This window comes from Nocardia sp. NPDC055321 (genome assembly GCF_053645575.1).
The window spans coordinates 137,076-162,335 of sequence record NZ_JBSHMS010000016.1 but is presented as its reverse complement, the minus strand read 5'-3'; the positions used below and the strand labels follow the sequence as shown (position 1 = coordinate 162,335).

27 protein-coding genes are annotated in these 25,260 nt (G+C 67.6%); 13 read left to right on the top strand and 14 right to left on the bottom strand.

From position 1 onward, the window contains the following. Positions 1–34: 34 nt before the first annotated feature. Positions 35–760, bottom strand: coding sequence for an ATP-binding cassette domain-containing protein (locus ACWIGI_RS25695; RefSeq protein ID WP_454205006.1), 726 nt, complete (start codon positions 758–760; stop codon positions 35–37). A 303-nt stretch (positions 761–1,063) separates the two neighbouring features. On the opposite strand from ACWIGI_RS25695, the gene ACWIGI_RS25690 reads away from it, so the two are divergent. Then, on the top strand, positions 1,064–1,504 hold the full coding sequence (locus tag ACWIGI_RS25690) for a DoxX family protein (protein ID WP_454205005.1): 441 nt from the start codon (positions 1,064–1,066) through the stop codon (positions 1,502–1,504). Between the two features lie 57 nt (positions 1,505–1,561). Here ACWIGI_RS25690 and ACWIGI_RS25685 read toward each other — a convergent pair whose 3' ends face one another. The 9 genes from ACWIGI_RS25685 to ACWIGI_RS25645 form a co-directional block, all read right to left on the bottom strand. Continuing rightward, complete coding sequence (locus ACWIGI_RS25685; protein WP_454205004.1) at positions 1,562–1,909, bottom strand: hypothetical protein; 348 nt, start codon at positions 1,907–1,909, stop codon at positions 1,562–1,564. A gap of 135 nt (positions 1,910–2,044) precedes the next feature. Continuing rightward, on the bottom strand, positions 2,045–2,611 hold the full coding sequence (locus ACWIGI_RS25680; protein ID WP_454205003.1) for a hypothetical protein: 567 nt from the start codon (positions 2,609–2,611) through the stop codon (positions 2,045–2,047). Between the two features lie 390 nt (positions 2,612–3,001). After that, positions 3,002–4,024: a hypothetical protein gene (locus ACWIGI_RS25675; protein WP_454205002.1), complete on the bottom strand. Its 1,023-nt coding sequence runs from the start codon at positions 4,022–4,024 to the stop codon at positions 3,002–3,004. Positions 4,025–4,173: 149 nt separating this feature from the next. Continuing rightward, entirely contained in the window at positions 4,174–4,704 is a 531-nt protein-coding gene (locus tag ACWIGI_RS25670; RefSeq protein WP_454205001.1) for a twin-arginine translocation pathway signal, read from the bottom strand. After that, positions 4,701–5,651: a hypothetical protein gene (locus ACWIGI_RS25665; protein ID WP_454205000.1), complete on the bottom strand. Its 951-nt coding sequence runs from the start codon at positions 5,649–5,651 to the stop codon at positions 4,701–4,703. Before ACWIGI_RS25665 ends, ACWIGI_RS25670 begins: the two co-directional genes overlap by 4 nt. A 32-nt stretch (positions 5,652–5,683) precedes the next feature. Next, positions 5,684–7,294: a 4Fe-4S binding protein gene (locus ACWIGI_RS25660; RefSeq protein WP_454204999.1), complete on the bottom strand. Its 1,611-nt coding sequence runs from the start codon at positions 7,292–7,294 to the stop codon at positions 5,684–5,686. 37 nt (positions 7,295–7,331) lie between these two features. After that, the gene (locus tag ACWIGI_RS25655) at positions 7,332–8,696 is read right to left on the bottom strand and encodes a cytochrome P450 (protein ID WP_454204998.1); all 1,365 of its coding nucleotides are present in this window, start codon (positions 8,694–8,696) and stop codon (positions 7,332–7,334) included. Between the two features lie 47 nt (positions 8,697–8,743). Further along, positions 8,744–8,938 carry a ferredoxin gene (locus tag ACWIGI_RS25650; protein WP_454204997.1) on the bottom strand — a complete coding sequence of 65 codons (195 nt, stop codon included), beginning with the start codon at positions 8,936–8,938 and terminating at the stop codon, positions 8,744–8,746. Between the two features lie 56 nt (positions 8,939–8,994). Beyond that, entirely contained in the window at positions 8,995–9,855 is an 861-nt protein-coding gene (locus tag ACWIGI_RS25645; RefSeq protein WP_454204996.1) for a mycofactocin-coupled SDR family oxidoreductase, read from the bottom strand. Positions 9,856–9,960: 105 nt separating this feature from the next. On the opposite strand from ACWIGI_RS25645, the gene ACWIGI_RS25640 reads away from it, so the two are divergent. From ACWIGI_RS25640 to ACWIGI_RS25600, 9 genes are all read left to right on the top strand, one after another. Beyond that, on the top strand, positions 9,961–10,623 hold the full coding sequence (locus ACWIGI_RS25640; RefSeq protein ID WP_454205096.1) for a TetR/AcrR family transcriptional regulator: 663 nt from the start codon (positions 9,961–9,963) through the stop codon (positions 10,621–10,623). A gap of 109 nt (positions 10,624–10,732) precedes the next feature. Further along, positions 10,733–11,497 carry an MlaE family ABC transporter permease gene (locus tag ACWIGI_RS25635; RefSeq protein ID WP_454205095.1) on the top strand — a complete coding sequence of 255 codons (765 nt, stop codon included), beginning with the start codon at positions 10,733–10,735 and terminating at the stop codon, positions 11,495–11,497. A 9-nt stretch (positions 11,498–11,506) separates the two neighbouring features. After that, complete coding sequence (locus ACWIGI_RS25630) at positions 11,507–12,352, top strand: ABC transporter permease (RefSeq protein WP_454204995.1); 846 nt, start codon at positions 11,507–11,509, stop codon at positions 12,350–12,352. 8 nt (positions 12,353–12,360) lie between these two features. After that, positions 12,361–13,521, top strand: coding sequence for an MCE family protein (locus ACWIGI_RS25625; protein WP_454204994.1), 1,161 nt, complete (start codon positions 12,361–12,363; stop codon positions 13,519–13,521). Further along, positions 13,521–14,543: an MCE family protein gene (locus ACWIGI_RS25620; protein ID WP_454204993.1), complete on the top strand. Its 1,023-nt coding sequence runs from the start codon at positions 13,521–13,523 to the stop codon at positions 14,541–14,543. Before ACWIGI_RS25625 ends, ACWIGI_RS25620 begins: the two co-directional genes overlap by 1 nt. Before the next feature lie 2 nt (positions 14,544–14,545). Beyond that, the gene (locus ACWIGI_RS25615) at positions 14,546–15,565 is read left to right on the top strand and encodes an MCE family protein (RefSeq protein ID WP_454204992.1); all 1,020 of its coding nucleotides are present in this window, start codon (positions 14,546–14,548) and stop codon (positions 15,563–15,565) included. Continuing rightward, on the top strand, positions 15,562–16,806 hold the full coding sequence (locus tag ACWIGI_RS25610; protein ID WP_454204991.1) for an MCE family protein: 1,245 nt from the start codon (positions 15,562–15,564) through the stop codon (positions 16,804–16,806). Before ACWIGI_RS25615 ends, ACWIGI_RS25610 begins: the two co-directional genes overlap by 4 nt. Then, a complete protein-coding gene (locus ACWIGI_RS25605; protein ID WP_454204990.1) occupies positions 16,803–17,945 on the top strand; it encodes an MCE family protein in 1,143 nt (380 codons plus the stop codon). Before ACWIGI_RS25610 ends, ACWIGI_RS25605 begins: the two co-directional genes overlap by 4 nt. Before the next feature lie 2 nt (positions 17,946–17,947). Beyond that, a complete protein-coding gene (locus ACWIGI_RS25600) occupies positions 17,948–19,372 on the top strand; it encodes an MCE family protein (protein ID WP_454205094.1) in 1,425 nt (474 codons plus the stop codon). A gap of 199 nt (positions 19,373–19,571) precedes the next feature. On the opposite strand, the gene ACWIGI_RS25595 is transcribed toward ACWIGI_RS25600, so the two are convergent. The 3 genes from ACWIGI_RS25595 to ACWIGI_RS25585 all read right to left on the bottom strand — a co-directional run bounded on the left by ACWIGI_RS25595 (position 19,572) and on the right by ACWIGI_RS25585 (position 21,614). After that, complete coding sequence (locus ACWIGI_RS25595) at positions 19,572–20,402, bottom strand: NAD(P)H-binding protein (protein WP_454204989.1); 831 nt, start codon at positions 20,400–20,402, stop codon at positions 19,572–19,574. A gap of 89 nt (positions 20,403–20,491) precedes the next feature. Further along, the gene (locus ACWIGI_RS25590) at positions 20,492–21,109 is read right to left on the bottom strand and encodes a TetR/AcrR family transcriptional regulator (protein WP_454204988.1); all 618 of its coding nucleotides are present in this window, start codon (positions 21,107–21,109) and stop codon (positions 20,492–20,494) included. A 121-nt stretch (positions 21,110–21,230) separates the two neighbouring features. Continuing rightward, a complete protein-coding gene (locus ACWIGI_RS25585; RefSeq protein WP_454204987.1) occupies positions 21,231–21,614 on the bottom strand; it encodes a DUF5313 family protein in 384 nt (127 codons plus the stop codon). A gap of 275 nt (positions 21,615–21,889) precedes the next feature. Here ACWIGI_RS25585 and ACWIGI_RS25580 point away from each other — a divergent pair, with 275 nt between their 5' ends. The 3 genes from ACWIGI_RS25580 to ACWIGI_RS25570 all read left to right on the top strand — a co-directional run bounded on the left by ACWIGI_RS25580 (position 21,890) and on the right by ACWIGI_RS25570 (position 24,685). Beyond that, a complete protein-coding gene (locus ACWIGI_RS25580; protein ID WP_454204986.1) occupies positions 21,890–23,122 on the top strand; it encodes a cytochrome P450 in 1,233 nt (410 codons plus the stop codon). 102 nt (positions 23,123–23,224) lie between these two features. Next, positions 23,225–23,764: a TetR/AcrR family transcriptional regulator gene (locus ACWIGI_RS25575; protein ID WP_454204985.1), complete on the top strand. Its 540-nt coding sequence runs from the start codon at positions 23,225–23,227 to the stop codon at positions 23,762–23,764. A 99-nt stretch (positions 23,765–23,863) separates the two neighbouring features. After that, a complete protein-coding gene (locus ACWIGI_RS25570) occupies positions 23,864–24,685 on the top strand; it encodes an LLM class flavin-dependent oxidoreductase (protein ID WP_454204984.1) in 822 nt (273 codons plus the stop codon). 66 nt (positions 24,686–24,751) lie between these two features. Here ACWIGI_RS25570 and ACWIGI_RS25565 read toward each other — a convergent pair whose 3' ends face one another. Next, a complete protein-coding gene (locus ACWIGI_RS25565; RefSeq protein WP_454204983.1) occupies positions 24,752–25,084 on the bottom strand; it encodes a hypothetical protein in 333 nt (110 codons plus the stop codon). Positions 25,085–25,260 lie beyond the last annotated feature (176 nt).

The following is a 25,260-nucleotide window of genomic DNA, read 5'->3' as shown; positions in this document are numbered from 1 at the left end:
CGCGGTCGCGAAGAAGGCGTGCGCCCGCCGGGATTCAGCCTGCTCGAAACAGGGCCTGCACGACAGGGTCGTAGTCCAACATCGCCGTGGTCGTCCCCGCCGATCGAACACGTCCCCCGTCCATCAGGACTATGCGATCGGCGAACCCGCGACTGATCATCATCCGCACCTCGTTGCTGATCACGAGCACTGCTGCGCCGGAGTCGGCGTAGTCACGCAACGATCTCCAAACCTGGTAAGCCGTACCGGCATCGAGTGAGTTGGTCGGGCCGTCCGCGACCAGAACCCGTGGCTCCGCCAGCAACGCCCCGGCGAGAGCGGCACGCTGGATCTGCCCTCCGGAGTTGTGTTCGGGGAGCAGGTCCAGCGCGTCGAGGGGATAGTGCGCCGCGGCACATGCCCGTTCGACGCTCCAGACCCCGTTCCGCTCTCGAAGCGCCCGCAACTGCCCTCCGACGGTCTGCTCGGCCTCGAATACGTCCACCCCGTCCTGTGGGACGTACCCGACACGCTGAACAGGTTGCGGCACATGGTGGTCCACCACGGTCTCCGAGCAGATCAGGACCTCGCCGCTGCACCGCGCGGTAGTCGGCAGCCGCCCGGCGAGAACACGGGCAAGCATGGACTTCCCGGATCCAGGACCGCCGAGCACCGCGGTGATCCGGCCCGCCGGCACGTCCAGGTTCACGTCCTCGAGCACGGTTTCGCGCCATCGCCCGGTGTCGACGCGGACGGTGACACCACGCAGTTCAGCGGTCACGGCCCAAGCCTTCCTCGATTCGACTGCCCCGCGTACCGACTGTAATCCCGTGGATGCTGAACGAGGCTGTCGAAGGGGATTCCCCCGCTGTTGCGTAGGGTCCCCGCCCGGCGTTCGCGTCTGTCCAGCGTCTTTCGTTACGAGTCGATAATGCTGTCGCCGGTGAAGCTGCATCCCTACTCGACCGAGGCCATCCTCATCGAGATGTTGCACTACTGCCCTGGATTGCGGATCGCGCCGCCCGGACCAGCCACGCGAATGTGGTGACGCGCGCCGGGATACATCGTGTGCGATGCTTTTTGTATGGTGATCAACAACGAACGCCCGTCCAGGCTTCGGCTCGCAGCTCAGGCCTTTCTGGGCGTGATGCTCGCGACGGCGGGTACGAGCCATCTGACCTTCGCCCGCGAGGAGTTTCGCGCACAGGTGCCGTCGTGGTTCCCGCTCGACACCGACTTCGTCGTCCTGGCCTCCGGGGTCGTCGAGATCTCGCTGGCGGCGGCGCTGCTCCTGGTGTGGAAGCAGCCGCGGCGTGCGCTGGTCGGCGCGATCGCCGCGGCGTTCTTCGTCGTCATCTTCCCCGGCAACATCGCGCAGCTGGTCGAGCATCGGGACGCGTTCGGGCTCGACTCCGACGCCAAGCGCGCGGTGCGGCTGGTGTTCCAACCGGTCCTCGTCGCGTGGGCGCTGCTGGCGACCGACGCGATCGGTGTGTGGCGTCGCCGCGCGGCGGTCAACGCCTGACCTCCGGCCGGGCGCGGGTGGAGTGCCGACGCGATCCCTCCGCGCCGGCCGCGACGCTCAGCCCAGGATCGACGGGTAGCAGTCGGAGGTCAGTTTGTCCTCGGTCGCCAGGGACAGGGTCGTCGGGCCGGTGATGGTGCCGCTCAAAGGCTGCTGGGGCTTGCCGGAGCCGCTGCCGACCAGGTCGTACATCCGCCCGTTGCTTCCGCGATCGATCCGGAAGTAGCACGACTGCGAGCCGGGGTAGGGCTCGATCACGTTGTCGCCGAAGTGGAAGGTGAGGCCCTCGTCCACCTCCCAGGTGAGCATCGGATCACCCTTGTCGGCGGACGCGGTACCGAGGCCGAGGCCGACGGAGCCGATGACCGTGCCGACGGCGATGGAGGCCAGGACAATCTTGCGCATGGATGGACCATTTTCTGTTCGGTAGTACCGGCGATCAGCCGACCGAACAGAAGTTACTTCTCGGCTCCGACAACAACCAATTCCCTTTCCCGCCAAGCCGACCGAGAAGCCGGGCAGGCACGATCGACCGCCGACCTACCCGTCGGCTGTACCGCTGTCGCGCACCCCGAGACCCGAATAGATCAACGCGACCCGTGTCCCGGGCGAATCGAGGCTCACGGCCTCCCCGGTGTATACGGCCACCAGTGAGTCCGCATTCCGCCACCAGGTATCCGCGAGACCCATTACCTCGCATACGGGTTCGTAGTCGTCCAGGTCGAGACCGTCGAGCTCGTCGCCGACGAGTGTGGTGATCCGCCGCGCCCGCGCCGACGCGTGATAGGCCAATGCCAGCGATTCCACCCAGCCCTCGACTGTCGAATGCAAAGGCGCCCACCCCGCCCCCTCGGCCTGGATTCCGAACTCACCGGCAGGGCCGATCATGAACGCAAAGGGCACCGCGCTGCGTTGCGGACCGGCTTCGAACCACCAACCCGCAGCATCGGATTCGGGCGAATCCGGATAGAAATACCGCGGACCACCGTCGTACCGAGGCGTGGGCGGCAAATGCAAGCCGCGCCACTTCTTCTCGAATTTCGCCATTCGATCGATCACTTCCGAGGGCACGTCCCGCTCGAGCCACCATTGCCGGTGGTCTTCCACGGGCCGGACCTCGACCTGGACGCCATGCCTGTCGACAAACGATCGAGCGCGTGCGGTGAGTCCATCGGAAACGGCTGCGACGGAACGGGAAAACACCCGGGCGAGTCTATCCGGCGGGCGAACCGGGCCCGTAGCGTCGATCTGGCACGGCGGAGACAGCCCGATCGGAAGCCCAGCGAAGGTGTTGTGGAACCGGATACCGCCGGGCAGTACGTACTCACCTCAACCGTGGACACGGGCACCGGTTCGATTCCCCGGGGTCGCTGACCGTGGAGATCCGCGTGGCGGCGAGCACCGGCAGTTTCGGATGCGCTCCGAGCATCTCGGGCTAGCGCGAAACAGCGCGGCTACCAGCTGATTCGAGCGTGCACGCCGTACCCGGGATCGGGTTCAGCAATCGAACGGATAGCAGACGCGCGACGGTGACGTGGGGACCGGTTGTGATGGACGGCCCTGGTCGGGGGTCGGCTCGGTCGGCACGCTGACCGGGGTGTCGACGCGTGTGTTGCGGGGTTCGGTGGTGGTCCGGGCGTCGGTCACCAGCCACCAGGCACCGCCGACCAACACGCCCAGGGCAAGTGCGCCCGCGATCACGCTCTGGACGCGCTCGCGTGGCACACGCCGCAGAGCGGCGGGGAGCGAGCGGGTCGCGCGGGCGACAAGAGGAGGAGTTCCGGCCGACGGCTGCGCACGGCCGGCCGAAGCGCTCGGTGGCGACCACGTGATGCGCACTCGCGGGATGTTCTTAAAGGACGCCGGAAGAGATCGGGTTACCCGCAGGACGGACGACCCGACTGTGCGAGAGGGACGGGTGGTCGCCGCGGGGCCCGGCGGCAACGACTTCGAACGTGCGCGCTGCCGAGGCTGCCCGAGGACGGCCGCCCACGTCACCGCATACGAATCAGGCTGTACGGGTGCGCTTTCCGTCGGGCTCTGCGCCTCGAGACTCGTACCAGGCTCGACGCCCTCGGGATCTGTGCGCACGACATCGGACCCGAGCGGCGGGGTCGAGTCGTCCCTGGGCAGGGGCTCGGTGGTCGAAGCGGGGGCGTCGGCGTCCGAATCATCGCGACCCGTCTGTCGATTCGATACCACCGGTGCGGGTGACACCGGGTCGGTCTCGGTCCCGTCGACGGAATCCGCGGCCTCGGAGGGGATCTCCGGCTCATCGCTCTCGGGATCCTCGCCGTGGGGCGAACGACCCTCGCTCGGTTCGCCGTCGGTCGCGGGATCATCGAAGTAGCCGCGCGAATCGAAAGTGTCGAGCTCCCAGTCGTCCTCGATCTCATCGAGCCACGAGTACGGATCCCCTTGCCAGGCGGTCACTTCCGGCGGCGGCAGCAGGACGGGTTCGGGTGCGGAAACGGGCCAGGGCTCGGATTCCCCCGGTTGCTCACCGTTGTTGACCAGCACTGGCCCTTCACCTTTGTTCGTGCGGTGACACCGATCTCGGTGCAGTCACCACACGATAGCCAGCACGCGAGCCGCCCCGTCCACCGCCTCGAAACCGACTGGTCCGCGAATGAACCTGCGGCGCAGTCGAAACCACGGGCGGATGGACCCTACACCGGGTCGAAGGCCGAGATGCGCCAGACGTCCTCGGTCTTGGTGAGCGTGACCCGGACGCTGCTGGCGGTCATGGCCGGTTCGGGCTTCTCGGCGCTGGTCGTGGTCTGGTTGATGAAGACCAGGACGGTGGCGTCCTCGGGGTGCAGTTCCGACACGGCGGCGCGCACGATGGTGGCGCTGGTCTTGACCGCCTTCTCCTTGGCGGCCGGGGTGACGATCTGCTGGGTGAACTGGGTGTAGTAGGTCAGGAAATCGCCGGTGAGATGGGATTTGGCGGTGTCGAAATCGTGGTCGAGGGTGTCCGGGGCGTAGGACAGCAGCGCGACGGTGCCGTCCTTGGCGGCGGCCAGGGCCGCGGCGGAGTCGCTGTCGTCGATGCGGCTGTCGGGCAGGTACTGCCACCAGATCAGGCTCGCGGCGGCCAGCACGGCGGCGACGGTGCACAGGGTCAGAACGAGGGCGCCGGGTGCGCGGCGCGCGAGGGCGGCCGTGCGCGCGAGCCGGGTGCGCAGTGTGGTGATCACGGTACGAACTCCACTTTCGACATCTTCAATTGGCCGTCCACCCGGGTCACGGTGACGCTGAGCCGCCAGATGCGCGGTTCCTGTTTGGCCCCGGCGGAATTGGTGATCTGCGAGGTGGCCGCGACCAGGACGACCGCCGAATCATCGGTCATGGATTCCACCGCGGTCGCGGTGACCCGGCCTTCGGTGGTGACCTGCGACTGCTCCACGACCTTGGTGAAATCCTCGGCGCGGCTCTGGAAGTCCTCCCGGAAGGCTCCGGTCGAATTGTCCAGGACCCGCTGGACGTCGTCCTTGGCGCGGTTGAAGTCCAGGGAGGTCAACGCGACCACACCCTGCCGGGCGGCGGCACTGAACTCCGCCGTGCGGCGTTCGTCGCCGGTGAGCCGGTGGTGATTCCACACCGAGAACGCACCGGTGGCGGCCGAGGCCACCAGCAGCGCGGTGGCCAGCACGACCAGGGCCGTGCGGCGCCCGCCCGCCCGGGCGCGAGCCGTCCACCGTGCCACCCGCGATCCCGCGGGTTCGGCGACAGCGATGTCGACCGTCTTCTTGTCGTCGTCGGAAACACCGCCGTCGGTGTCAGTCTCCGTGGTACCCGATCCCGAAGGTGCAGTGGCGCTGGATGTCTCGTCCAGGGCAGTCTCGCTCGAGGACTTATCCGCGTCTGCGGTCGAAGTCTCTTCACGCACGGGAGCAACGGATTTCGCCAGGACGATGCTCGCGCCACCGGAGCCCTCGCTGTCAGCCGCTTTCGCGACCGCCTCGGCCCGCCGCCGCAGCGCCGTCGCCCGCGCCCGCGCCTTGGCGGCCGCCGCCATCGCCTCCGCCGCTGCGGCATCGGCCTCGGCTTCCTCGGCCGCCGCGAGCAGCACGCTCGACTCGGCGCGCGCGAGCGCCTCCAGGTCTGGCTCGATGTCGATACCGGGGTCCACGAGATCCTTCATCACGCCTCCAAGCGATGGTGTGTGCGTCGGTCTCAGCCGCGTGCGCCGGCCAGCAGTTCCGGGATGGTGACGAACTTGACCCGGGGCCGGGCCGCGCTCGCGCCCCGCTCCCGCTCGACGGCGTCGATCGCGCGCCAGCCGGGCCAATCGACCGGTGCGACACCGCGTTCGGCCAGCAGCGCACGCACCGCCGCACGGTCCCCGACGTCGCGGGTGAGTGCGCCCGCGGCGTAGTCGTCCCACAGCTGGGCCACCGTTTCCGCCGCACACGTTCGATTGGTGCCGATGACCCCGCGCGGACCCCGCTTGATCCAGCCGGTGACATAGGTCCCCTCGAGCGCCTGCCCGTCGGCATCCACCACCCGCCCGCGGTCGTTCGGGATGATCCCGGCGGCCGCGTCGAACGGCAGCCCGTCCAGCGCCCGGCCCCGGAATCCGATGGACCGCAGCACCAGCCCGGTCTCGAGCAGTTCGGTGGCGTCCGCGCCGGGAACGGTGGACAGCAGGCGCAACCCGGTGACCCGGTCGTCGCCGGCGAACTCGACCGGGGAAGTGTTGAAGCGGAACACGATCCGCCTGTTGCCCGGTGTCGGCTCGCGTTCGGCGTACTCCCGGGCCAGTTCCAGCTTGACCGTGGTCTCCACGTCGTCATCGGGATGCGCGGTCAGGTCCCCGCCTTCGACGATCACGTCGATACCCGGCAGGTGCCCCAGTGCGTGGAACTCACCCGCCGAGAACGCGCCCTCGCGCGGTCCGCGCCGGCCCAGGATCACCACTTCGTCGATACCGCTGCGCCCCAGCGCATCCGCGGCGTGCTCGGCGATATCGGTGCGCCCCAGCGCATCCGCGTCCAGCAGCAGCATGCGCGCCGCGTCCAGGGCCACGTTCCCGTTGCCGATGATCACCGCCCGCGTCCCGGACAGGTCGAATTCCCGCTCGGCGTAGTCCGGATGCCCGTTGTACCAGCCCACGAAATCCGCGGCCGCGTGATTGCCGGGCAGATCCTCGCCCGCGATCCCGAGATCCCGGCTGTCCGAGGCGCCCACGGCGTAGATCACCGCGTGATGGTGGGCGAGCAGCTCGGCGTGGCTGATATCGCGCCCGGCCTCCACGTGCAGATGACAGCCGAACCGGCTGTCGGAGAACGCGCGATCGAAGACCTTGACGATCGACTTGGTGCGCTGGTGATCCGGCGCGACCCCCGCCCGGATCAATCCGAACGGGGTGGGCAGGCGTTCGAAGAGATCGACCTCGACCCCGGGGATGCCGAGCAGTTCCGCCGCGGCGTAGCAGGCGGCGGGCCCGGCGCCGACCACCGCCACCCGCAACTCCGCGCGCGCCGGTATCGCCTGGGCCGGAGCCGCTTCCGGTGTCACCGGCTCCAGCGGGTGCCGCTCGAAGTACGCGGCGTTGATGTCCCGGAACCGCTCGAGCTCGGGCGGCAGGTCGTACTCGGAATACACCGCCCCGACCGGGCATTCGTCCGCGCAGGCTCCACAGTCGATACACGTCTCGGGATCGATGTAGAGCATCTGCGCCCCGGGATCGCCGCCTCCGCCGGACAGCGGGCGGATGCAATCCACCGGGCACGCCGGTATGCAGCTGGCGTCCTTGCAGCAGTTCTGGGTGATCACGTACGCCAAAGCCGGAACTCCTGGGAGAGAAGGGGATCGGACGAGCTCAGTCGATGACCGCGGCCTGGGACCGGATGGTGACCGGCGCCGCCAGCTGCTGTTCGACACAGATCCGCTGCAGCTTGGCCAGGGTCTCGTCGAGTCCGGGGCCCAGCCGCTTGCCGGGGGTGAACGTGGCCGGCAGCTTGCGCATGCCCTGGATGACGCCGATGGTGTCGTAGTGCACCGCACCCGCCGGATCGCAGACGAAATCGGGCATCCGGTCCAGCACCGCGGTGAGCATGGACTTGAACACCGTGCGCGCGACGTTGGAGCCGATGCAGCGGTGAATCCCCAGTCCGAAGCTGAAGTGCCGGTTTCCCTTGCGATCCAGGTCGATTCGGTTCGGCTCGGGGAATACCGAGGGATCACGATTGGCCATGGCCCACGACAGCCACAGCCGCTCGCCCTCGACGAAACTGGTGTCGGCGGCATCGAAGTCGGCGGCGATGGTGCGGCCGTCACCCGGGGCGGGGGTGAAGAAGCGCAGGAACTCCTCGGTCGCCGGGTTGAGCAGCGTCTCGCGTTCGCGGCTGAGCAGCTCGCGCTGATCGGGGTTGTCCGACAACCACTCCAAGGCGTGCGCGGTGAGCGCGGTGGTGGTGTCGAAGCCGCCGCCGATGATCAGGCCCAGCATGCCCAGAATCTCGAGATCGGGGGCGGGCTCGCCGTCGATCCGCATCTGGACCAGTCCGTCCACCAGGCCGGGGCGCGGATTCTCGCGGATCTCGTGCAGATTGACCACCAGGTCGAGGCCCATCTGCCGGTGCATCTCGGCGACGCGCACGGCGTCGGGCGAGTTCTCGGGGGTGTACACCGCCGCGTGCACCGGTTCGCTGTAGGTCGACCACTTGTCCAGCGCGATGCCGAGCATGGCCAGGGTCAGCACCGCGGGCACCACGTTGGCCAGGTCGTCGACGAAGTCGATACTGCCGCTCTCGATCTTCTCGTCCAGGCTGGCCCGGACGATCTCGTCGATGAACGGCTCCCAGCGCTTGACCGCGGCGGGAGACAGGTAGGGGTTCAGGACCGCCCGGTAGATCCGGTGCTCGGGGTCATCCATTTCCAGGATGCCGCCGCGCACCACCGCCGCCCGTCGCGCGGTCGGGATGGAGATTCCCTTGTAGCCCTTGCGTTCTCCGCGCAGATCGTGATCGTTGGACACGTGCGGGCAGCGCGCGAGCTCGAAGACCGCGTCGGCGCTGCTGGCCACCCAGTGGCCCTCGTAGGTGTCCGTCCAGGCCACCGGGCAGCGCTCGTGCAGCTCCTCGGTGATGGTCTCGAACTTGCCGCGGTAGTCGGCGGTGTGGCGGTCGAAGTGGTATCTGTTGCGTTTGCGATCCTCGCCGACGGCGACATCGTCGATGCTCACTGTGTGTTCCTCCGGTGGTCCGATGTGACGCCTGTCGGCGGGTCGCCTCAGATGAGGGTGATGGCGCGTTCGGGGCAGGATCGGGCGGCCTCGCGCACCGGCTCTTCCTGATCGGCGGGCACGTCACCGTCGAACGCCGGTGACGAGTGACCGTCGATCTCGCTGAGCTCGAATGCCGCGGGTGCGCTCAGGGCGCACAGCGTATGACCTTGGCAGCGTTCCGAATCGACCTGGACCTTCATCGTCCATTCCTCGCTATAGTTCCGTAATCGGCTGTGCGCCTTGAGACTTCGATTGGTCAGATGTGGTAGTCGTACCACTTGAGGTAGCCGCCGCCGTCCACGCGCGCGGCGGTGCCGGTCACGTAGCGGGCTTCGTCGGAGGCCAGGTACAGCACGGCGTTGCTGATGTCCTCGGGGTCGACGTACCGGATCGGCATCGCCTGCTGCACGGCGAACACCGGCTCGGCGTCCTCGCGGGTCGGGTGCTCGAGGTCGGGCCGGAACGAGCGGTACATCGGCTCGCTCTGCAGCATGGGGGTGTTGACGTTGGTCGGGTGAATCACGTTGGCGCGGATGCCCAGCGGCGCGATGTTGGTCGCCAGGTCGTGCACGTACGCGGACAGTGCCCGCTTCGAGTGCACGTAGGCGTAGCCGCCGGGATCCTTGCCGGGCTGGTCCTTCTTGGAGGCGTCCATGAGCGCGGCGACCGAGCCGGTGGCGATGATGGAGGCGCCGGCGCTCAGGTGCGGCAGCGCGACCTGGATGGCGTTGATGGTGCCGATCAGGTTGACGTCGATGACGTCGGACCACGCTTGCACGGGCGGTTTGCCCTTCATGCCCGCGATACCCGCCTGTGCCACAACGATATCGAGTTTGCCGAGTTCGGCGATGCCCGTCTCGAGCGCGGCGCGCAGCTCGTCGGCCTTGCGTACGTCGGCCTTGGCGGTCACCACGCGGCGGCCGGTCTTGGTGACCAGGCGCGCGGTCTCCTCGAGGTCTTCCGGGCGTGCCAGCGCGTAGCCCAGGCTCGCGATGTCCTCGCACAGGTCGACCGCGATGATGTCGGCGCCCTCCTCGGCCAAACGCACGGCGTGGCTGCGGCCCTGACCGCGTGCGGCACCCGTGATGAATGCGACCTTGCCCTCAACACGTCCCACGGTGGTTCCTTCCGAATTTGTTGATCTCAGTTCGGAAGAATGTCCCTTCCGTGAATGAGAACGGTACTCTACCGAGGGGTGACCAGCAAGGGAAGTGAGACGGCCATGAGCACCACGGGGGAAACCCGGCCGGCCGCGTGGAAGCAGCGCGCGGTCGATCGCGCACTGCGAGCCGCGGCGGTCCGCGCCGAACTACGCGTCGAACAGTTCCTGGACGCGGCCCAGGCGCTCATCACCGAGAAGGCCGGCATCGACTTCACCGTCCAGGAGATCGTCGACCGTTCGGGACAGTCGCTGCGCAGCTTCTATCTCCAGTTCGACGGCAAGCATCAGCTGCTGCTCGCGCTGTACGAGGAGGCGATGGCCAAGACCGCGGCCCAGATCCGCGCGGCCGCGGACACCTTCGACGATCCACTGGATCGGCTGCGCGTCGCCGTGGAATTGCTGTTCCAGCTGTGCCGTCCGGATCCCGACGCGCAGCGGCCGCTGTTCACCGACTTCTCCCCGCAGTTGCGCACCTCGAACCCGACCGAGGTGCGGGTCGCGCACGCGGCGCTGTTCGCGGTGTTCGCCGATCTGCTCGAAGGGGTCGGCGCGGCCGGTCGGCTGCGCGCCGGCGGCAACCCGCGGCGCCTGGCGGCGATCACCATGCAGACGGTCATGTACATCGCGCACCCGGGCACGGTGGACGGCGACGTGCGGCCGATCACCGCAGATGAGGCCTGGGCGTTCTGTGCGCACGGCATCACCGGACCTGGCGAGTATTGAATTCTCAAATCGGGCATGTAGGCTAGGTCACATTCGAGAATGCCATTTCCCAACGGTGTGGAGGGGCGGTGAGCTCATGGCCTCGAAACTGATTCCCCGATCCACCTGGATGGCCCGGCGGAGCACCGGCGTTTTTCAAACCATCGGCGGATTGTTCGCCATGTCGGCGGACGCGGTCCGCTTCGCTTTCGTCCGTCCGTTCCAGACCCGCGAGTTCCTCGAGCAGTCCTGGTTCATCGTGCGGGTATCGATGATTCCGACTGTGCTGGTGGCGATTCCGTTCACCGTGCTGGTCAGCTTCACCCTCAATATCCTGCTGCGCGAACTCGGCGCCGCGGATCTGAGCGGGGCGGGCGCGGCGTTCGGCGCGGTCACCCAGGTCGGCCCGATGGTCACGGTCCTGATCGTGGCCGGCGCGGGCGCGACCGCCATGTGCGCGGACCTGGGCTCGCGGACCATCCGCGAGGAGATCGACGCCATGCGCGTGCTCGGCATCGATCCGGTCCAGCGCCTGGTCACCCCGCGCATGCTCGCCTCCGGACTGGTGGCGTTCCTGCTCAACAACCTGGTCTGCATCATCGGCATCCTGGGCGGCTACGTCTTCTCCGTCTTCGTCCAGGACGTCAATCCGGGTGCGTTCGCCGCCGGCCTGACCCTGCTCACCGGACTCGACGAGGTCCTCATCTCGTCGGTGAAGGCCCTGCTGTTCGGCATCGTCGCGGGCCTGGTGGCCTGCTACCGGGGGCTCATCGTGACCGGCGGCGCGAAGTCGGTCGGCAACGCGGTCAACGAGACCGTCGTCTACGCGTTCATGTCGCTGTTCGTCATCAATGTCGTGGTCACCGCCATCGGCATCCAGATGACGGCACGATGAGGGGGATTCATGACCATCGCCGCCAGATATCCGGCGACCCTGCGCCGGGTGCGCCGTCCGATCGTGAGCCTGGGCCGCGTCGGTGACCACACCATCTTCTATCTGAAGGCGCTCACCCGAACGCCCTACGCGGCCATGCACTATCGCCGCGAGACCATCCGGCTCATCGCCGAGATCAGCATGGGCGCGGGCGCGCTGGCGGTCTTCGGTGGCACCGTGGTGATCGTCGGGTTCCTCACCCTGGCCACCGGTGGCACGCTGGCGGTGCAGGGCTACAGCTCCCTGGGCAACATCGGTATCGAGGCGCTGACCGGATTCCTGTCCGCGTTCATCAACGTGCGCATCTCGGCGCCCGTGGTCGCGGGCATCGGCCTCGCGGCGACCTTCGGCGCGGGCGCGACCGCGCAACTCGGCGCCATGCGGATCAACGAGGAGATCGACGCCCTCGAATCCCTCGCCATCGAACCGATCGCCTACCTGGTCAGCACCCGGCTGGTGGCGGGCATGGTCGCCATCACCCCGCTCTACGCGCTGGCGGTCATCGCCTCGTTCGTGGCCAGCCGATTCACCACGGTGGTGCTGCTCGGGCAGTCCGCCGGACTCTACGACCACTACTTCTCGACCTTCCTCAACCCCATCGATCTGGTGTGGTCGTTCGTGCAGGCCCTGGCCATGGCGCTGACGATCCTGCTCATTCACACCTACTTCGGCTTCTTCGCCAGCGGTGGTCCCGCGGGAGTGGGGATCGCGGTCGGCAACGCCGTGCGCACCTCGCTCATCGCGGTGGTCTCGGTGACGCTGCTGGTCTCGCTGGCGGTCTACGGCGCCAACGGGAATTTCAATCTCTCCGGATAGGCATTGCGGTGTTCTCGAATCTGTTGCGCCCCTTGGTGGGTCTGCTGTCCATGGGGATGATCGCCGGCGCCGTCGGCGGCGCGGTCACCCTGTTCGAAGGCGGTCTCGAGGAGACCGTGCCGGTGACCGTGCTCGCGGGCCGGGCCGGGCTGGTCATGTATCCCGATGCCAAGGTCCAGATGCGCGGGGTGACCGTCGGCAAGGTCGCCGGGATCGAGGAGCGCGCGGACGGCGTCGCGGTGATCCGGCTGGCCATCGATTCCGCGCAGCTGTCCCGTATCCCGGCCAACGTGTCGGTCGACATCGCCTCGACCACCGTGTTCGGCGCCAAATACGTGCAGTTCATCGCGCCCGACAACCCCTCGCCCGCAGCGCTGTCCGCGGGCCAGACCTTCGACGCCGACCATGTGACCGTCGAGATCAACACCATCTTTCAGCAGCTCACCCAGGTGCTCGGCAGGATCGAACCGGAGAAGCTCAACGCGACCCTGGGCGCGATCGCCACCGCCACCAAGGGCCGGGGCCAGCGCATCGGCCAGCTGCTGACCGATCTGGAATCCTTTCTGGCACAGCTGGAACCGGCGCTCCCCGCACTGGACGCCGACCTCACGCACCTGCCCGCGGTCGCGGCCGCCTACGCCGACGGCGCGCCCGCGCTGGTCAGCACCGCCGCCGACGCCACGACCATCGCCTCCACCCTGGTCGAGGAGCAGCAGAACCTCGACGCGCTCCTGACCGGGGTGATCGGGCTGTCCGATACCGGAAACCAGGTCCTGTCCGAGAACGCCGACTCGCTCGCGAGCACGTTGCATCTGCTCGGCCCGACCCTGTCCCTGACCAACGAGTACCGCGAGGCGCTGCGCTGCGGGGTGACGGGCATGGCCAAACTCGATCGCCTGCCACCGGCCGAGGCCGAGGGCGTCATGATCTCGGCCAACTTCCTGTTCGGCACCTTCCCCTACACCTATCCCGAGAACCTGCCCAAAGTCGCGGCCTCGGGTGGACCGCAGTGCTCGGTGGTGCCGGTGCCCTACGACACCCATCCGCCGTTCGTGGTCGCCGATGTCGGCGCCAATCCGTACGCGCGCGGGCAGCAGGGCATCACCTTCAATTCGGAGTGGTTGCAGCACCTGCTGTTCGGGACCGGCGCGGCGAACGGGGGCCGGTAATGGATCGCCGCAACGGACCGCTGCTGAAGTTCGCCGCGTTCGCGGTCGTCATGGTCGTGCTCTCGGGGCTGCTGATTCTGGTGTTCGGCGACTTCCGGGGCGGGGCGTCGACGAAGTACTCTGCGGTGTTCACCGATTCCTCGGGCCTGCGCCCGGGGGACACCGTCCGCATCGCGGGGGTGCGCGTCGGGACGGTCGGCACCGTGAAGCTGCTCGACGACCACACCGTCACAGTAGATTTCGACACCGACCGCACGGTCGCCCTGACCACGGGCACCAAGGCCGCGGTGCGCTATCTGAACCTGGTCGGCGACCGCTACCTCGAACTCACCGAGGGTCCGGCCAGCACCGAGATACTGTCCGCCGGCGCGCGGATACCCGCCGACAAGACCACGCCCGCACTGGATCTCGACGTTCTGCTCGGCGGCTTGAAGCCGGTGATCTCGGGCCTGAACGCCCGCGACGTCAACGGCTTCACCTGGTCGCTGCTGGAAATCCTGCAGGGCAAGGAGGATACGGTCGGCTCGCTGCTCGCGCGCACCACCTCCTTCACCACCACCCTGGCCGACAACGGCGCCGTGGTGCAGCAGCTGATCGACAACCTCAACACCGTCATGGCAACCCTGTCCACGGACGGAGAACAGTTCGGGCTGACCATCGACCGGCTCGAACAGCTCGTCAGCGAGCTGTCCGCCGAGCGCGACCCGATCGGCGCGGCCGTCACCGCGCTCGACAACGGCACGGCCTCGCTCGCGGACCTGCTCACCCGGGCGCGTCCCGGCCTGGCAGGCACGGTCGACGAACTCGCGCGCCTGGCACCACAGCTCGATGACACCCGCGATCGCCTCGAAAGCGGAATCGCGCTGGCGCCGGAAAACTTCCGCAAGATGGCGCGCACCGGCACCTACGGCAACTTCATCCACTACTACCTGTGCTCGATCTCGGTGCGGGTCAACGATCCGTCCGGACAGGTCGTCGTGCTGCCCGCGGTCAAACAGGACACGGGAAGGTGTAGCGCGTAGCCATGCTCGAGTATCGCGGTAGGAATCTGGCGCGCCACGGTGTGGTGGGCGTCGTCGTCATCATCTGCGTGATCTTCATCGGTCTGCAGTCCCAGCGCATCACCAGCTGGGGCACCACGGTCCGCTACACGGCGGTCTTCACCGAGGCGGGCGGTCTCACCACCGGCGACGAGGTGATCGTGTCGGGGGTCAAGGTCGGTTCGGTCGCGCGGGTGAGCCTGCGCGACGGGGACGCCCGGGTGGTGTTCACGGTCGAGTCCGGCATCCGGCTCGGCGACCGCAGCACCGCGCACATCAAAACCGGTTCGCTGCTGGGCAAACGGATGCTGACGGTGATCTCCGACGGCTCGGGGACCCTGCGCCCGTCGCAGGTCATCCCGGTCGAACGCACGTCCTCGCCGTATTCGCTGACCGACGCGGTCGGCGACCTCACCACCAACGTGTCCGAGGTCGACACCCAGGCGCTGAATCAGTCACTGGCACTGCTGTCCTCGACCCTGGACCGCGTCGCACCGCAACTCGGCCCGGCCTTCGAGGGACTGAGCCGGATCTCGCAATCGCTCAACGAGCGCAACGGCTCGCTGCGCGAATTGCTCGGCGCGACAGCCGATGTCACCGGCATCCTGGCGCAGCGCAGCGATCAGCTCAACGCCCTGCTGCTCAACGGCAATGCCCTGCTGGGTGTGCTCACCGAACGCCGGCAGGCGGTGGTAGATCTGCTGGCCAACACCGCGGCGGTGGCCCGCCAGCTCTCGGGCCTGGTCGCGGACAACGAGGCCGAACTCGCCCCGACGCTCGACCGGCTGAACTCGGTGGTCGCCATGCTCGAACGCAATCGGGACAACCTCTCGAAGGCACTGCCCGGATTCGTGAAGATCATGCGCACCCAGGGCGAGATCGTGTCGAGCGGGCCCTTCTATAACGCCTACGTGGTGAATCTGCTGCCGGGGTCGCTGATTCAGCCGTTCATCGAGCAGCAGTTCGGCAACGTACCGCTGCCTTCCGGGGAGGGGCCTCGATGAGCAGGCTGCCCGTACGCCGTCTGGCCGCGCTCGCCGCGGTCCTGCTCGCGCTGGCCGCCGCCGGCCTCGTGGTGCAGCGAACCTGGTTCGAGCCCAAGCAGATTCGCGCGGTCTTCAGTGCCACGACCGCCATCTACGTCGGTGACGACGTGCGCGTGGCGGGGGTCCGGGTGGGCCGGATCGCGGCCATCGAGCCGCGCGGCACGACCGCGGAGATGGTCCTCGAGGTCGACCGTGACATCGAGGTTCCCGCCGACGCCAAAGCGGTCATCGTGGCGCAGAGCCTCATCGCGGCCCGCTACGTCCAGCTCACGCCCTCCCATCGGGGATCGGGCCCGGTGCTCGAGGACGGCGCGGTGATTCCCCTCGAGCGCACCGCGGTCCCGGTGGAGTGGGACGAGGTCAAAACCCAATTGGCAAGACTGTCCACCGATCTCGGTCCGGACGGCGCCCTCGCGGAGACCTCAACGACCGGCCGATTCATCGAGAGCACCGCCGACGCGCTGGCGGGTAACGGCGGGAAGCTCCGGGAGACACTCACCCAATTGTCCGGCGTGGGAAGGATTCTCGCCGAGGGCAGCGGCAGTATCGCCGACACGATCAAGAATCTGCAGACCTTCGTCAGCGTGCTGCGCGACAGCAACGTGCAGATCGTCGAATTCCAGGATCGCCTGGCCACCCTCACCAGCCTGCTGAACGATTCGCGCTCGGATCTCGATGCGGCGCTGGTGAATCTGTCGGTCGCCATCGGGGATGTGCAGCGGTTCGTGAACGCGAATCGCGACCGGCTGGGGGAGCAGGTGCAGCGGTTGGCGAACGTCACGCAGGTGCTGGTCGATCAGCGCTCGGACGTGGAGGAAATTCTGCATCTCGCGCCGAACAGCTTCGCGAACTTCTACAACATCTACAACGCGGACACCGGAACCACCCCGGGCGTGTTCTCGCTCAACAATTTCACCAATCCGATCCAGTTCATCTGCGGCGGCATCGCCAGCCTGGAGAACACGACGTCCGCCGACGCCGCGGCGCGCTGTCACGAATACCTGGGCCCGTTCCTGAAACTGCTCGAGTTCAACTATCTGCCGTTCGCGGTGAATCCGGCGATCGGCCCGTCGGCCGATCCGAAGAACCTGCTCTACACCGACCCGGCGCTCATTCCCCAGGTCGTCGACACCCAGGCGGCCGGGCCCACCCTGCCGAACCTGATCGACATACTGTTCCCGGGCGGAGGACTCCCATGACAGCACAGCGGCTTCCGCGCCGCGGCAGGCTTCTGCTGCTGGGCGCGTGCGCGATGTTCAGTGCCACCGGCTGCGGCTGGCAGGGCGTAAACTCGGTGTCCCTGCCCGGTGCGGCCGGGCACGAGCCGGGCTCCACGGTCCTGAACGTCGAGATGGCCGATGTCGGCACGCTGGTGTCGAATTCGCCGGTCATGATCGACGATGTGGTGGTCGGCAGCGTCGGTGATATCGGGCTGAGCGGATGGCACGCGCGGGTGCAGGTGTGGATTCGCCCGGGGACCGTGATCCCGGCCAATGCCGTCGCGGTGATCGGGCAGACCAGCCTGCTGGGCTCGAGCCACCTCGCGCTGAGCACCCCGCCCGGTGTGGCGCCGGCGGGGCGGCTGGAATCCGGCGCGACCATCGCGCTGAACTCGTCCTCGACGTACCCCTCCACCGAGCAGACCCTGGCGTCGCTGTCGCTGGTCGTCAACGGCGGCGGCCTGGGTCAGATCGGCGATATCGTCCACGGTTTGAACGAGGCGTTCACCGGCCGGCAGGACCGGATCGCGTCCCTGCTGACCCGGCTCGACACTGTGCTGGGCACCCTGGATACCCAGCGCGCCAACATCATCGACGCCATCGGCGGGGTGGAACGACTGGCGGGCACCTTCGCCGCCCAGCGGGACGTGGTGAGCGAGGCGCTGCGCAAGCTACCGCCCGCGCTGGACACCCTCATCGCCGCGCGCCCGGATCTGGTGACCGCCCTGGACAGGCTCCGAACGTTCAGCGACACCGCGTCCGGGGTGGTGGATCGGGTGCGCGACGACCTGCTCGCGGATCTGGCCGATCTGGAACCGACGGTGCGCACCCTCGCCGACGTCGGTTCCGACATCAGTTCCGCGATCGCCTTCGCGACGGTGTACCCCTACGGGCAGTACGGCGTCGATCACGCGATCAAGGGTGACTACATCAATCTCGTTGCCACCGTTGACCTCACGGTGCCGCGCCTGCGCAAGGAACTGCTGCTGGGCACGCCGTGGGGCGATCCGACGGCGGTCATCCAGGCGGCGGTCGGCGAACCCGGCTACGCCCGCCAGGTCAACAATCCACTGACCGTCGGCATCGAGCCGGCGCCGGAGAATCCGGGAGAGCGCTGATGCTGCTGTCGCGTTTCGTGCGAACCCAATTGGTGATCTTCTCGATCCTGTCGGTCATCGGCCTGGTCGTCATGGCGACCGTGTATATGCGCCTGCCCACCCTGGCCGGCATCGGCAGCTACCGGGTGACGGTCGAGCTCCCCGCCGCGGGCGGGCTCTACCGCTTCGGCAACGTCACCTATCGCGGGGTGGAGATCGGCAAGGTCACCGGGGTGGAGCTGACGCGGGACGGGGTGCACGCGACCCTGGCCATCGACGAATCCTGGCGTATACCGGCGGATCTGGACGCCGAGGTGCGCAGCGTGTCGGCGGTCGGCGAACAGTACGTCGAGTTGCGCCCGCGCACCGATTCCGGACCGTACCTGCACGACGGCTCGGTGATCGCGTTGCGCGACACCAAGATTCCGCAGGCCGTCGGCCCGATGCTGGATCGGCTCAGCGCCCTGGTCGGGACGATTCCGCAGGACAAGCTCAGCGATCTGCTCGACGAGATGTTCGAGGGCGTCAACGGTGTCGGCTACGACCTGGATTCGTTGATGGCCTCGGCGGGCACGCTGTCCGCGGACCTGAACGGGGTGGCGAGCCAGACCCGAACGCTCATCGAAGACACCGCGCCGCTGCTGGAGTCGCAGGCGCGCACGGCCGACGCCATCCGGGTGTGGACCCGGAGCCTGTCCGGGGTGACCGCGCAGCTCGTCGCGAACGATCCCCAGGTGCGTGCTCTGCTGCAGACCGGCCCGTCCGCCACGGGCGACGTGACCGCGCTGCTGGACACCTTGAAACCGACCCTTCCGATCTTGCTGGCGAACCTGACGACCGTCAGCCAGCTCGCGGTCACCTACAACGCGGGCCTGGAACAGCTCCTGGTTCTGCTGCCCCCTGCGGTTTCGATGATCCAGGCCGTGCACCCCACCAACAACGCCTCGGGCTGGGGCCTGGGCACCTTCCGGCTGTCGGGCACCTCCGATCCGCCCGCCTGTACGGTCGGCTTTCTCCCCCAATCGGAGTGGCGTTCCCCCGCCGACATCACCACGATCGACACCCCCGAAGACCTGTATTGCAAACTGCCCCAGGACTCCCAGATAGCGGTGCGTGGCGCCCGGAACTTCCCCTGCGTCAACCATCCCGGCAAACGAGCGCCCTCCGCCGCCCTCTGCAACAGCGATCAGGAGTACGTACCGCTCGCGTCCGACCAGCCGGTCCTGGGTCCCAACCCCCGGGATCCGAATCTGGAGAACCAGGGCATTGATCCCGACCCTCGCCACGACACCGGCGGTGGTCCCGACAACCTGCTGTCCCCGGGCATCGGCTTCGCGGGCTACGACCCCAATACCGGGAAATACGTTGCCCCCGACGGCAAGATCTATCGCCAGTCCGATCTGGCGACGCCTGCCGACGGACAGTGGACGAACCTGATGCCCCGCTGACCCGGGGCCGCGGGTCTGCTGGGCCTGCTGCTGAGCGCCGGTCACGTCCTCGATTCGTCCGAGCGGCCTCGGCATTCGGTGCGAATGCCGAGGCCACGTGCGGCTGCGGAATGATCAGCCGCCGCGCCGTCCAAGGGGATACCGGTGCGGCGTTCAACTGAAGCGTTTCCGGTGGCCATGGCCGGTCTCGCCTCGGTGGTTACGGGGTCCAGACCCCGGTGGCGGCGGTGCGACGGGCATAGTCGGCGAAGTCCGTGGCTGCTCGCCCGAGTACGCGTTGTACGCCGTCAGCGAGTATGTCGTCGGTGAGTGCCATGTCTGCCATCCAGTCGGCGTCCTCAGCCGGAATGCCCTGTGCGATCAGGTATTCGCGGTAGTCGACGGGTTCGAGGTGGGTGTAGGTGATGTCGCGGCCGGTGGCTCGCGCGATGTGGGCGACGGCCTCGGCGAAGGTGAGGAGTTGGGGCCCGGTGAGATCGTAGGACTGCCCGACGTGTTCGTCGCCGGTCAGCGCCGCGACGGCGACCGCGGCGATATCGTCGGCGTCGACGAATCCGAGCCGGGCCTGACCGTGGTTGCCGACGAGGTTGCCGGACAGGATGGCCTCACGAAATCCGAACATATAGTCGTCGCCGGCGTCGAAGTTCTGGTTGAACCAGCTCGGGCGAACGAAGGTCCATTCGGCGCCTGAGGATTCGACGGCGTTCTCGGCGGGACCGGTGATGTCCTCGGCCCCATAGCCGCTGAGCAGGACCAGGCGGCTGGCTCCGGCCTCGACGGCGTGTTTCGCGAAAGCGCCGATCTCGTCGATGGCTTCCTGGCCCATGGTGGCGGGGTGTGCGATGTAGACGCGATCCACCCCATCCAAGGCGGGGCTCCAGGTGCGCGCGTCATGCCAATCGAAGGGCGGGGTGCCACGCCGGGAGCCGACTCGGGTGGGGGCACCGAGTCGTTCCAGACCGGCGACGACGCGGCTGCCGGTCGTGCCGTTGCCGCCGATGACGAGGGTGGTGGGTGGGCTGGTGCTCATGACAGGTCTCCGATGAAGGTTCGGTGCGCGCGACGAATCCGCCGGACTCGCCGAAGCGCGCCAGGAATAGGGCGAGACATGGTTGGAGGTCAGGTGATGAGGTTCTGAATTGCCTTGCGAGCGAGCATGATCAGCTGATCGGGGGACTCGGGCTCGTCCGTGCCGGGCGGCTGGGAGTCGAGCATGCCCGTCTGCAGGATCGATCCGACGATCATGACCGACATACGGGCGAGGGCGGGCAGGTCCGGTTCGGTGGCCGGTGAGCGGCCTTCGCCCTCCCACCGGGCCAGGACGAGAGCGACGACATCCTCGACGCATTCGGTGAACCCGGCCATGGCCTGCTGCGCCCACCCGGGTTCGAGCTCGAACAGCCGCTGGCGCAACTGGAACAGCTCGCGCTCGGCCGCGGTCTGCGGTCCGGAGTCGACGAACAGCGTGACGAGCGGTTCCAGCAGGTCGGTCGATTCGGCCGCGCTGAACCGTTCGGCCGCCTCGGGCGGGATCGACTCCCACTTCTGCCCCGCGAGCACGGCGTCACGGGTGGGGAAGTAGTTGTAGAACGTGCGCGCCGACACGAGGGCCTCGGCGCAGATCGAGTCGACGGTGACCGCGGCGCTGCCGCTTTCGACCGCCTGACGCAACGCCGCCTTCTCGATCGACGCGGCTGTCGCCCGGCGCCGCGCTGCTCGAGTGTCCTGGCCGGCCATTCCGCATCCCTTCGCTCTGTCGTGTGAGGGCTCGGCGAACTTGAGCCGATCAACAATTGCAGAGTATGCAAATAGTGCAGAGCCTGCAAGGTTTGAAGGAAGGATGCGGTCCCGAGCCGGGTCAGTGCGGGTGATTGATCGCGTAACGGGCGCGTTCGCGCGCGGTGGCGTGCAGCACCCCCGGCGCGTCCAGATCGGCGGGCAGGCCGTGCTGGGCCAGTCGATGCGCCCGGTTCGGCGCCATATAGGCCGCGCAGTAGAACAGCGCGAGAATGAGCGCGAGCAAGGTCATGGCGAGACGCAGCCACAACGCTCCGGGAAAAGCGAAGAGCAACACCGCGAAGACCGGCAGGAACGGGGTCATCCCCCGCACGAGATGCCTTGTGTACGCGTGCTTTCCGGTCAGGTCCCGCAACACCCAGTCCCGCAGGTCGCCGGGCATCGACCGTCCGACCGTGTAGCCGAGCCACTCCGCGAAGGTGGGTCGCCGGCGCTGCCGTGTCATGTCTCGCTCCTCTCGCCCGCGGTGACGGGATCAACTACCTCGAGGATGCGCTCGGCGGTCCCGCGTCGGTAGCCGTCGCCGCGCTATGTAGCCATAGATCGGGCCTATGGGGTGCCGTGGCGAGGTCGTCATCGACAGTCCTGTTTCGCCGGTGGGATGCGAACTGCCTTGTGCTGAAACACTATTTACAGAATGTGTAATATCTGTAACATTGCCAGCGTTACCCGTTCGGCGTCGTGCCGGCGGTGTGGACGTCGCGTGAAGGAGATACAACGATGCGCGGTCATATCGACGTCGAGTCCAATCCCTTGGAGTTCGATCCGTTTTCAGAGGTGTACTTCACCGATCCCTACGACACCTACCGTCGGCTGCGTGACGAAGCCCCGGTCTATCACAATGCGGCGCAGGGGTTTTGGGCGCTGAGTCGCTACACCGATGTCGCGGCGAGCATCAAGGATTCCGGCACCTTCTCCTCGGCGCACGGTGTAACCCTGGATATGGTGCTCAATCCCGAGGTCGCCCTGCCGAGCGGGCCGATGATCATCATGATGGATCCGCCCGAGCACACGAGAATGCGGCGACTCGTCAACAAGGCGTTCACCGCCCGGGCCGTGGCCGGTATGGAGTCGATGGTCAAGGCGGTCATCGACTCTCACCTCGAGAGGCTCGACCCGGAATCCTTCGACGCCGTCGCCGACTTCTCGGACCTGTTCCCCTTCGATGTCATCGCCACGATGCTGGGCGTGCCCGAGGAACACCGTGAACAGATCCGCGGCTGGCTGGCCAAACCGCTGGAGCGCGCGGCGGGTGACGCCGCTTTCAGCACCGAGGCGGTCGACGGGGTGCGCGCTGCCGCGCGGCTGTACATGGAACTGATCGCACAACGTCGCCGCACGCCGCGGGACGACATGATCACCCGGCTGACCCAGGCCGAAATCGACCGCGGCGACGGCGTTCCGACCCGTCTCACCGACCTCGAGATCGCCGGTTTCATCTCACTCCTGGGCGGCGCGGGCGCGGAAACGGTCGCGAAGCTGATCGGCAACGCCATGGTTCTGTTCGCGGAACACCCGGAGCAATGGCGGGCACTGCGCGCAGACCGCGGGTTGGTGCCCGGCGCTTTCGAGGAACTGCTGCGCTACCAGCCGCCCGCACAATACGACGTGCGAGTCACCACCCGTGATGTCACGATGCACGGCGTCACCATCCCCGAGGGCAGTCCCGTGCTGCTCCTGCTCGCCGCGGCCACGCGCGACGATCGAGAGTTCGCCGATGCCGACCGCTTCGACATAACCCGCCGATACTCCAGCCACAATCTCGGTTTCGGCTACGGCATCCACAGCTGTCTCGGCGCGGCATTGGCTCGAATGGAAGGCGCTCTCGCCTTGAACGCGCTGCTGGACCTGATGCCCGAATACACCGTGGACCGCGCCGGCCTCCGGCGAGTCAGCGCCGCCAGCGTGGCGGGGTGGTGCAACGTGCCTGTTCGGAGGATCAGCGCGCCATGACCTGACGGCACCGGCTGCCGAACGCTGATCGCCCGGATGGAATCATGTTCGCACGGCGTAGCTTTCCGAAGCTGTCAGCTCATCGACCGAGGAAGGATCGTCATGACGGGCATTCAGTGGTTCGCCGACGATGCTTCGACGACAACTCGGATCCTGAAGGCGACCGCGACGGTACTCGGCCGGCGAGGCCGAACGGCGCTGAACCTGTCCGAAGTGGCCGCGCAGGCGGGGGTTTCCCGCCCGACCCTGTATCGCCTGTTCTCCTCCAAGGAGAAGCTCCTCGACGCGCTCGGCAGCCACGAGGAGCAGGTCGTGTACGAGGCGGTTCGCGCCGCCCTGGCGGGGACCACGGGAGAGCAGCGTGTCGACGCGATGCTTCGCTTCATCGCCGACTGCACCAAGTCCTATCCACTCCGGAATCTGATCGAGATCGAGCCCGTGCACGAACTCGGTGAACTGACGCGGATCATTCCCGTGGTCCGCGGGTGGGTGCGGGACACCCTCGGAGACATCGACGACGCCGACGTCATCGCGGGAGCCATTGTCCGGGTATCTATTTCGCACTACCTGGTGCCCGGTGACGACGATGACCAGTTCTACGACCAGCTCCGCCGCATCGTCGATGGCTCCGCACGGGGCTGACGGACCAGCGGCATATCCACTGCCCTCGCGGATCGATGATCTCGCCCGGGGGCGTCTCGACTCATATCGAGTCATTGATCCAACAGGACCGGTACACAGGTGAAAACAGGAATCTATCTACCGAATTTCGGCTGCTGCGGAAACGCCGCGGTGTTGGCCGAGCTGGCCCGTGACGCGGAGATCGCCGGGTGGGACGGGGTGTTCCTCTGGGACCACCTGGAGGTGATCGAACCCGCGGTGGATCCGTGGATCGCGCTGGCCGCCATGGCGATTGCGACGTCGACCATCCGACTCGGCACCCTCGTCACTCCCGTGCCGAGGCGGCACGTCGCCAAACTCGCGCGGGAGGTCGGCACGTTGGACCAGCTGTCCGCGGGACGCGTCATTTTCGGCGCCGGCGCCGGCTACGCCGCACTGCCGGACTATTCCGCCTTCGGAGACTCCGGCACGGCCATCGAACGCGCCGCGAAATTGGACGAGGCGCTCACCGTTCTCGACCAGCTCTGGGGTGGCGGCGCGGTCGAGCACAATGGCCCCCACTATGAGCTGAGAACGAATGGGTTCACCCCGACCGTTCAGCGCCCCCGAGTACCCATCTGGACCGCGGCCACCAAGTCCGCGACCAAACCGCTGGCCCGCGCGGCCCGCTGGGACGGGATGATCTGCGCCGACCACTACGGCCTGGAGGTCGAGCCGGGCGACCTCGCGGTCATGCTCGAGAAAGTCACGGCCTTACGCGGCACGGCTTCACCGTTCGACGTGATCAGGTTCGGCCACACCGAAGGCCCACAGGACACCTCCGTGGTTCACGCGTGCCGTGAGGCAGGCGCGACATGGTGGATGGAATACACCTTCCCCCGCATCACCGATATCGAGGGAACACGAAGGAGGGTAAGGCAGGGACCTCCCGTGGTGGGTTGATCGCTCGGTGAAGTTGGAAGCCGCGACGCCGTGGCGCAGTAGATCCCGTCGTGGTGGCGCGGGCGGTCAGCGCACCATGACGGGCGTCGTCAAGTGCACCCCGCGCGCCTCGTGGCGACAGCTGGACCCGTACCCCAGCTCCAGCGACATCCCGTAGGTGGGGCTCATGCACTGCCACCCGTCGAACGTGCGGTTGTTGGTGTTGCCCGCCGCCGGATCGGGCGGCAGCGCCCGGTACTTCGCGAGCACCGCCTCGGCCTCGTCGCAGGAGACGTTCCCGGCCTCCACCTTGACGATCGGCTGGCCGGTCGACGCGCCACACGCCGTTCCGGGTGCGACCGGCGTCGATCCGTCGGCGGGCAGCTCCAGCACGGTGATGCTGGTCGGGGGAGACGGCACGACCCTGGTCGAGGTGGATGGGGTTGGGGGACTGATCGATTCGCTGGTCCTGGAGGGGAAGCTCGACGTGGTGGACGGCGACGTCCCGGGAAACAACTCGTTGTCGGACGACCCACAAGCCGCCGTAAGGAGAAGCACCGCCCCACTCCCGAGTGCGACCGCACCTGCCAAGACCC

Excerpts from the sequence above, each read along its gene's own strand:
- ACWIGI_RS25690 (WP_454205005.1), top strand. The coding sequence starts at position 1,064 with ATGGTGATCAACAACGAACGCCCGTCCAGGCTTCGGCTCGCAGCTCAG.
- ACWIGI_RS25685 (WP_454205004.1), bottom strand. The coding sequence starts at position 1,909 with ATGCGCAAGATTGTCCTGGCCTCCATCGCCGTCGGCACGGTCATCGGC.
- ACWIGI_RS25665 (WP_454205000.1), bottom strand. The coding sequence starts at position 5,651 with ATGAAGGATCTCGTGGACCCCGGTATCGACATCGAGCCAGACCTGGAG.
- ACWIGI_RS25650 (WP_454204997.1), bottom strand. The coding sequence starts at position 8,938 with ATGAAGGTCCAGGTCGATTCGGAACGCTGCCAAGGTCATACGCTGTGC.
- ACWIGI_RS25640 (WP_454205096.1), top strand. The coding sequence starts at position 9,961 with ATGAGCACCACGGGGGAAACCCGGCCGGCCGCGTGGAAGCAGCGCGCG.
- ACWIGI_RS25635 (WP_454205095.1), top strand. The coding sequence starts at position 10,733 with ATGGCCCGGCGGAGCACCGGCGTTTTTCAAACCATCGGCGGATTGTTC.
- ACWIGI_RS25630 (WP_454204995.1), top strand. The coding sequence starts at position 11,507 with ATGACCATCGCCGCCAGATATCCGGCGACCCTGCGCCGGGTGCGCCGT.
- ACWIGI_RS25620 (WP_454204993.1), top strand. The coding sequence starts at position 13,521 with ATGGATCGCCGCAACGGACCGCTGCTGAAGTTCGCCGCGTTCGCGGTC.
- ACWIGI_RS25615 (WP_454204992.1), top strand. The coding sequence starts at position 14,546 with ATGCTCGAGTATCGCGGTAGGAATCTGGCGCGCCACGGTGTGGTGGGC.
- ACWIGI_RS25610 (WP_454204991.1), top strand. The coding sequence starts at position 15,562 with ATGAGCAGGCTGCCCGTACGCCGTCTGGCCGCGCTCGCCGCGGTCCTG.
- ACWIGI_RS25605 (WP_454204990.1), top strand. The coding sequence starts at position 16,803 with ATGACAGCACAGCGGCTTCCGCGCCGCGGCAGGCTTCTGCTGCTGGGC.
- ACWIGI_RS25595 (WP_454204989.1), bottom strand. The coding sequence starts at position 20,402 with ATGAGCACCAGCCCACCCACCACCCTCGTCATCGGCGGCAACGGCACG.
- ACWIGI_RS25590 (WP_454204988.1), bottom strand. The coding sequence starts at position 21,109 with ATGGCCGGCCAGGACACTCGAGCAGCGCGGCGCCGGGCGACAGCCGCG.
- ACWIGI_RS25585 (WP_454204987.1), bottom strand. The coding sequence starts at position 21,614 with ATGACACGGCAGCGCCGGCGACCCACCTTCGCGGAGTGGCTCGGCTAC.
- ACWIGI_RS25580 (WP_454204986.1), top strand. The coding sequence starts at position 21,890 with ATGCGCGGTCATATCGACGTCGAGTCCAATCCCTTGGAGTTCGATCCG.
- ACWIGI_RS25575 (WP_454204985.1), top strand. The coding sequence starts at position 23,225 with ATGACGGGCATTCAGTGGTTCGCCGACGATGCTTCGACGACAACTCGG.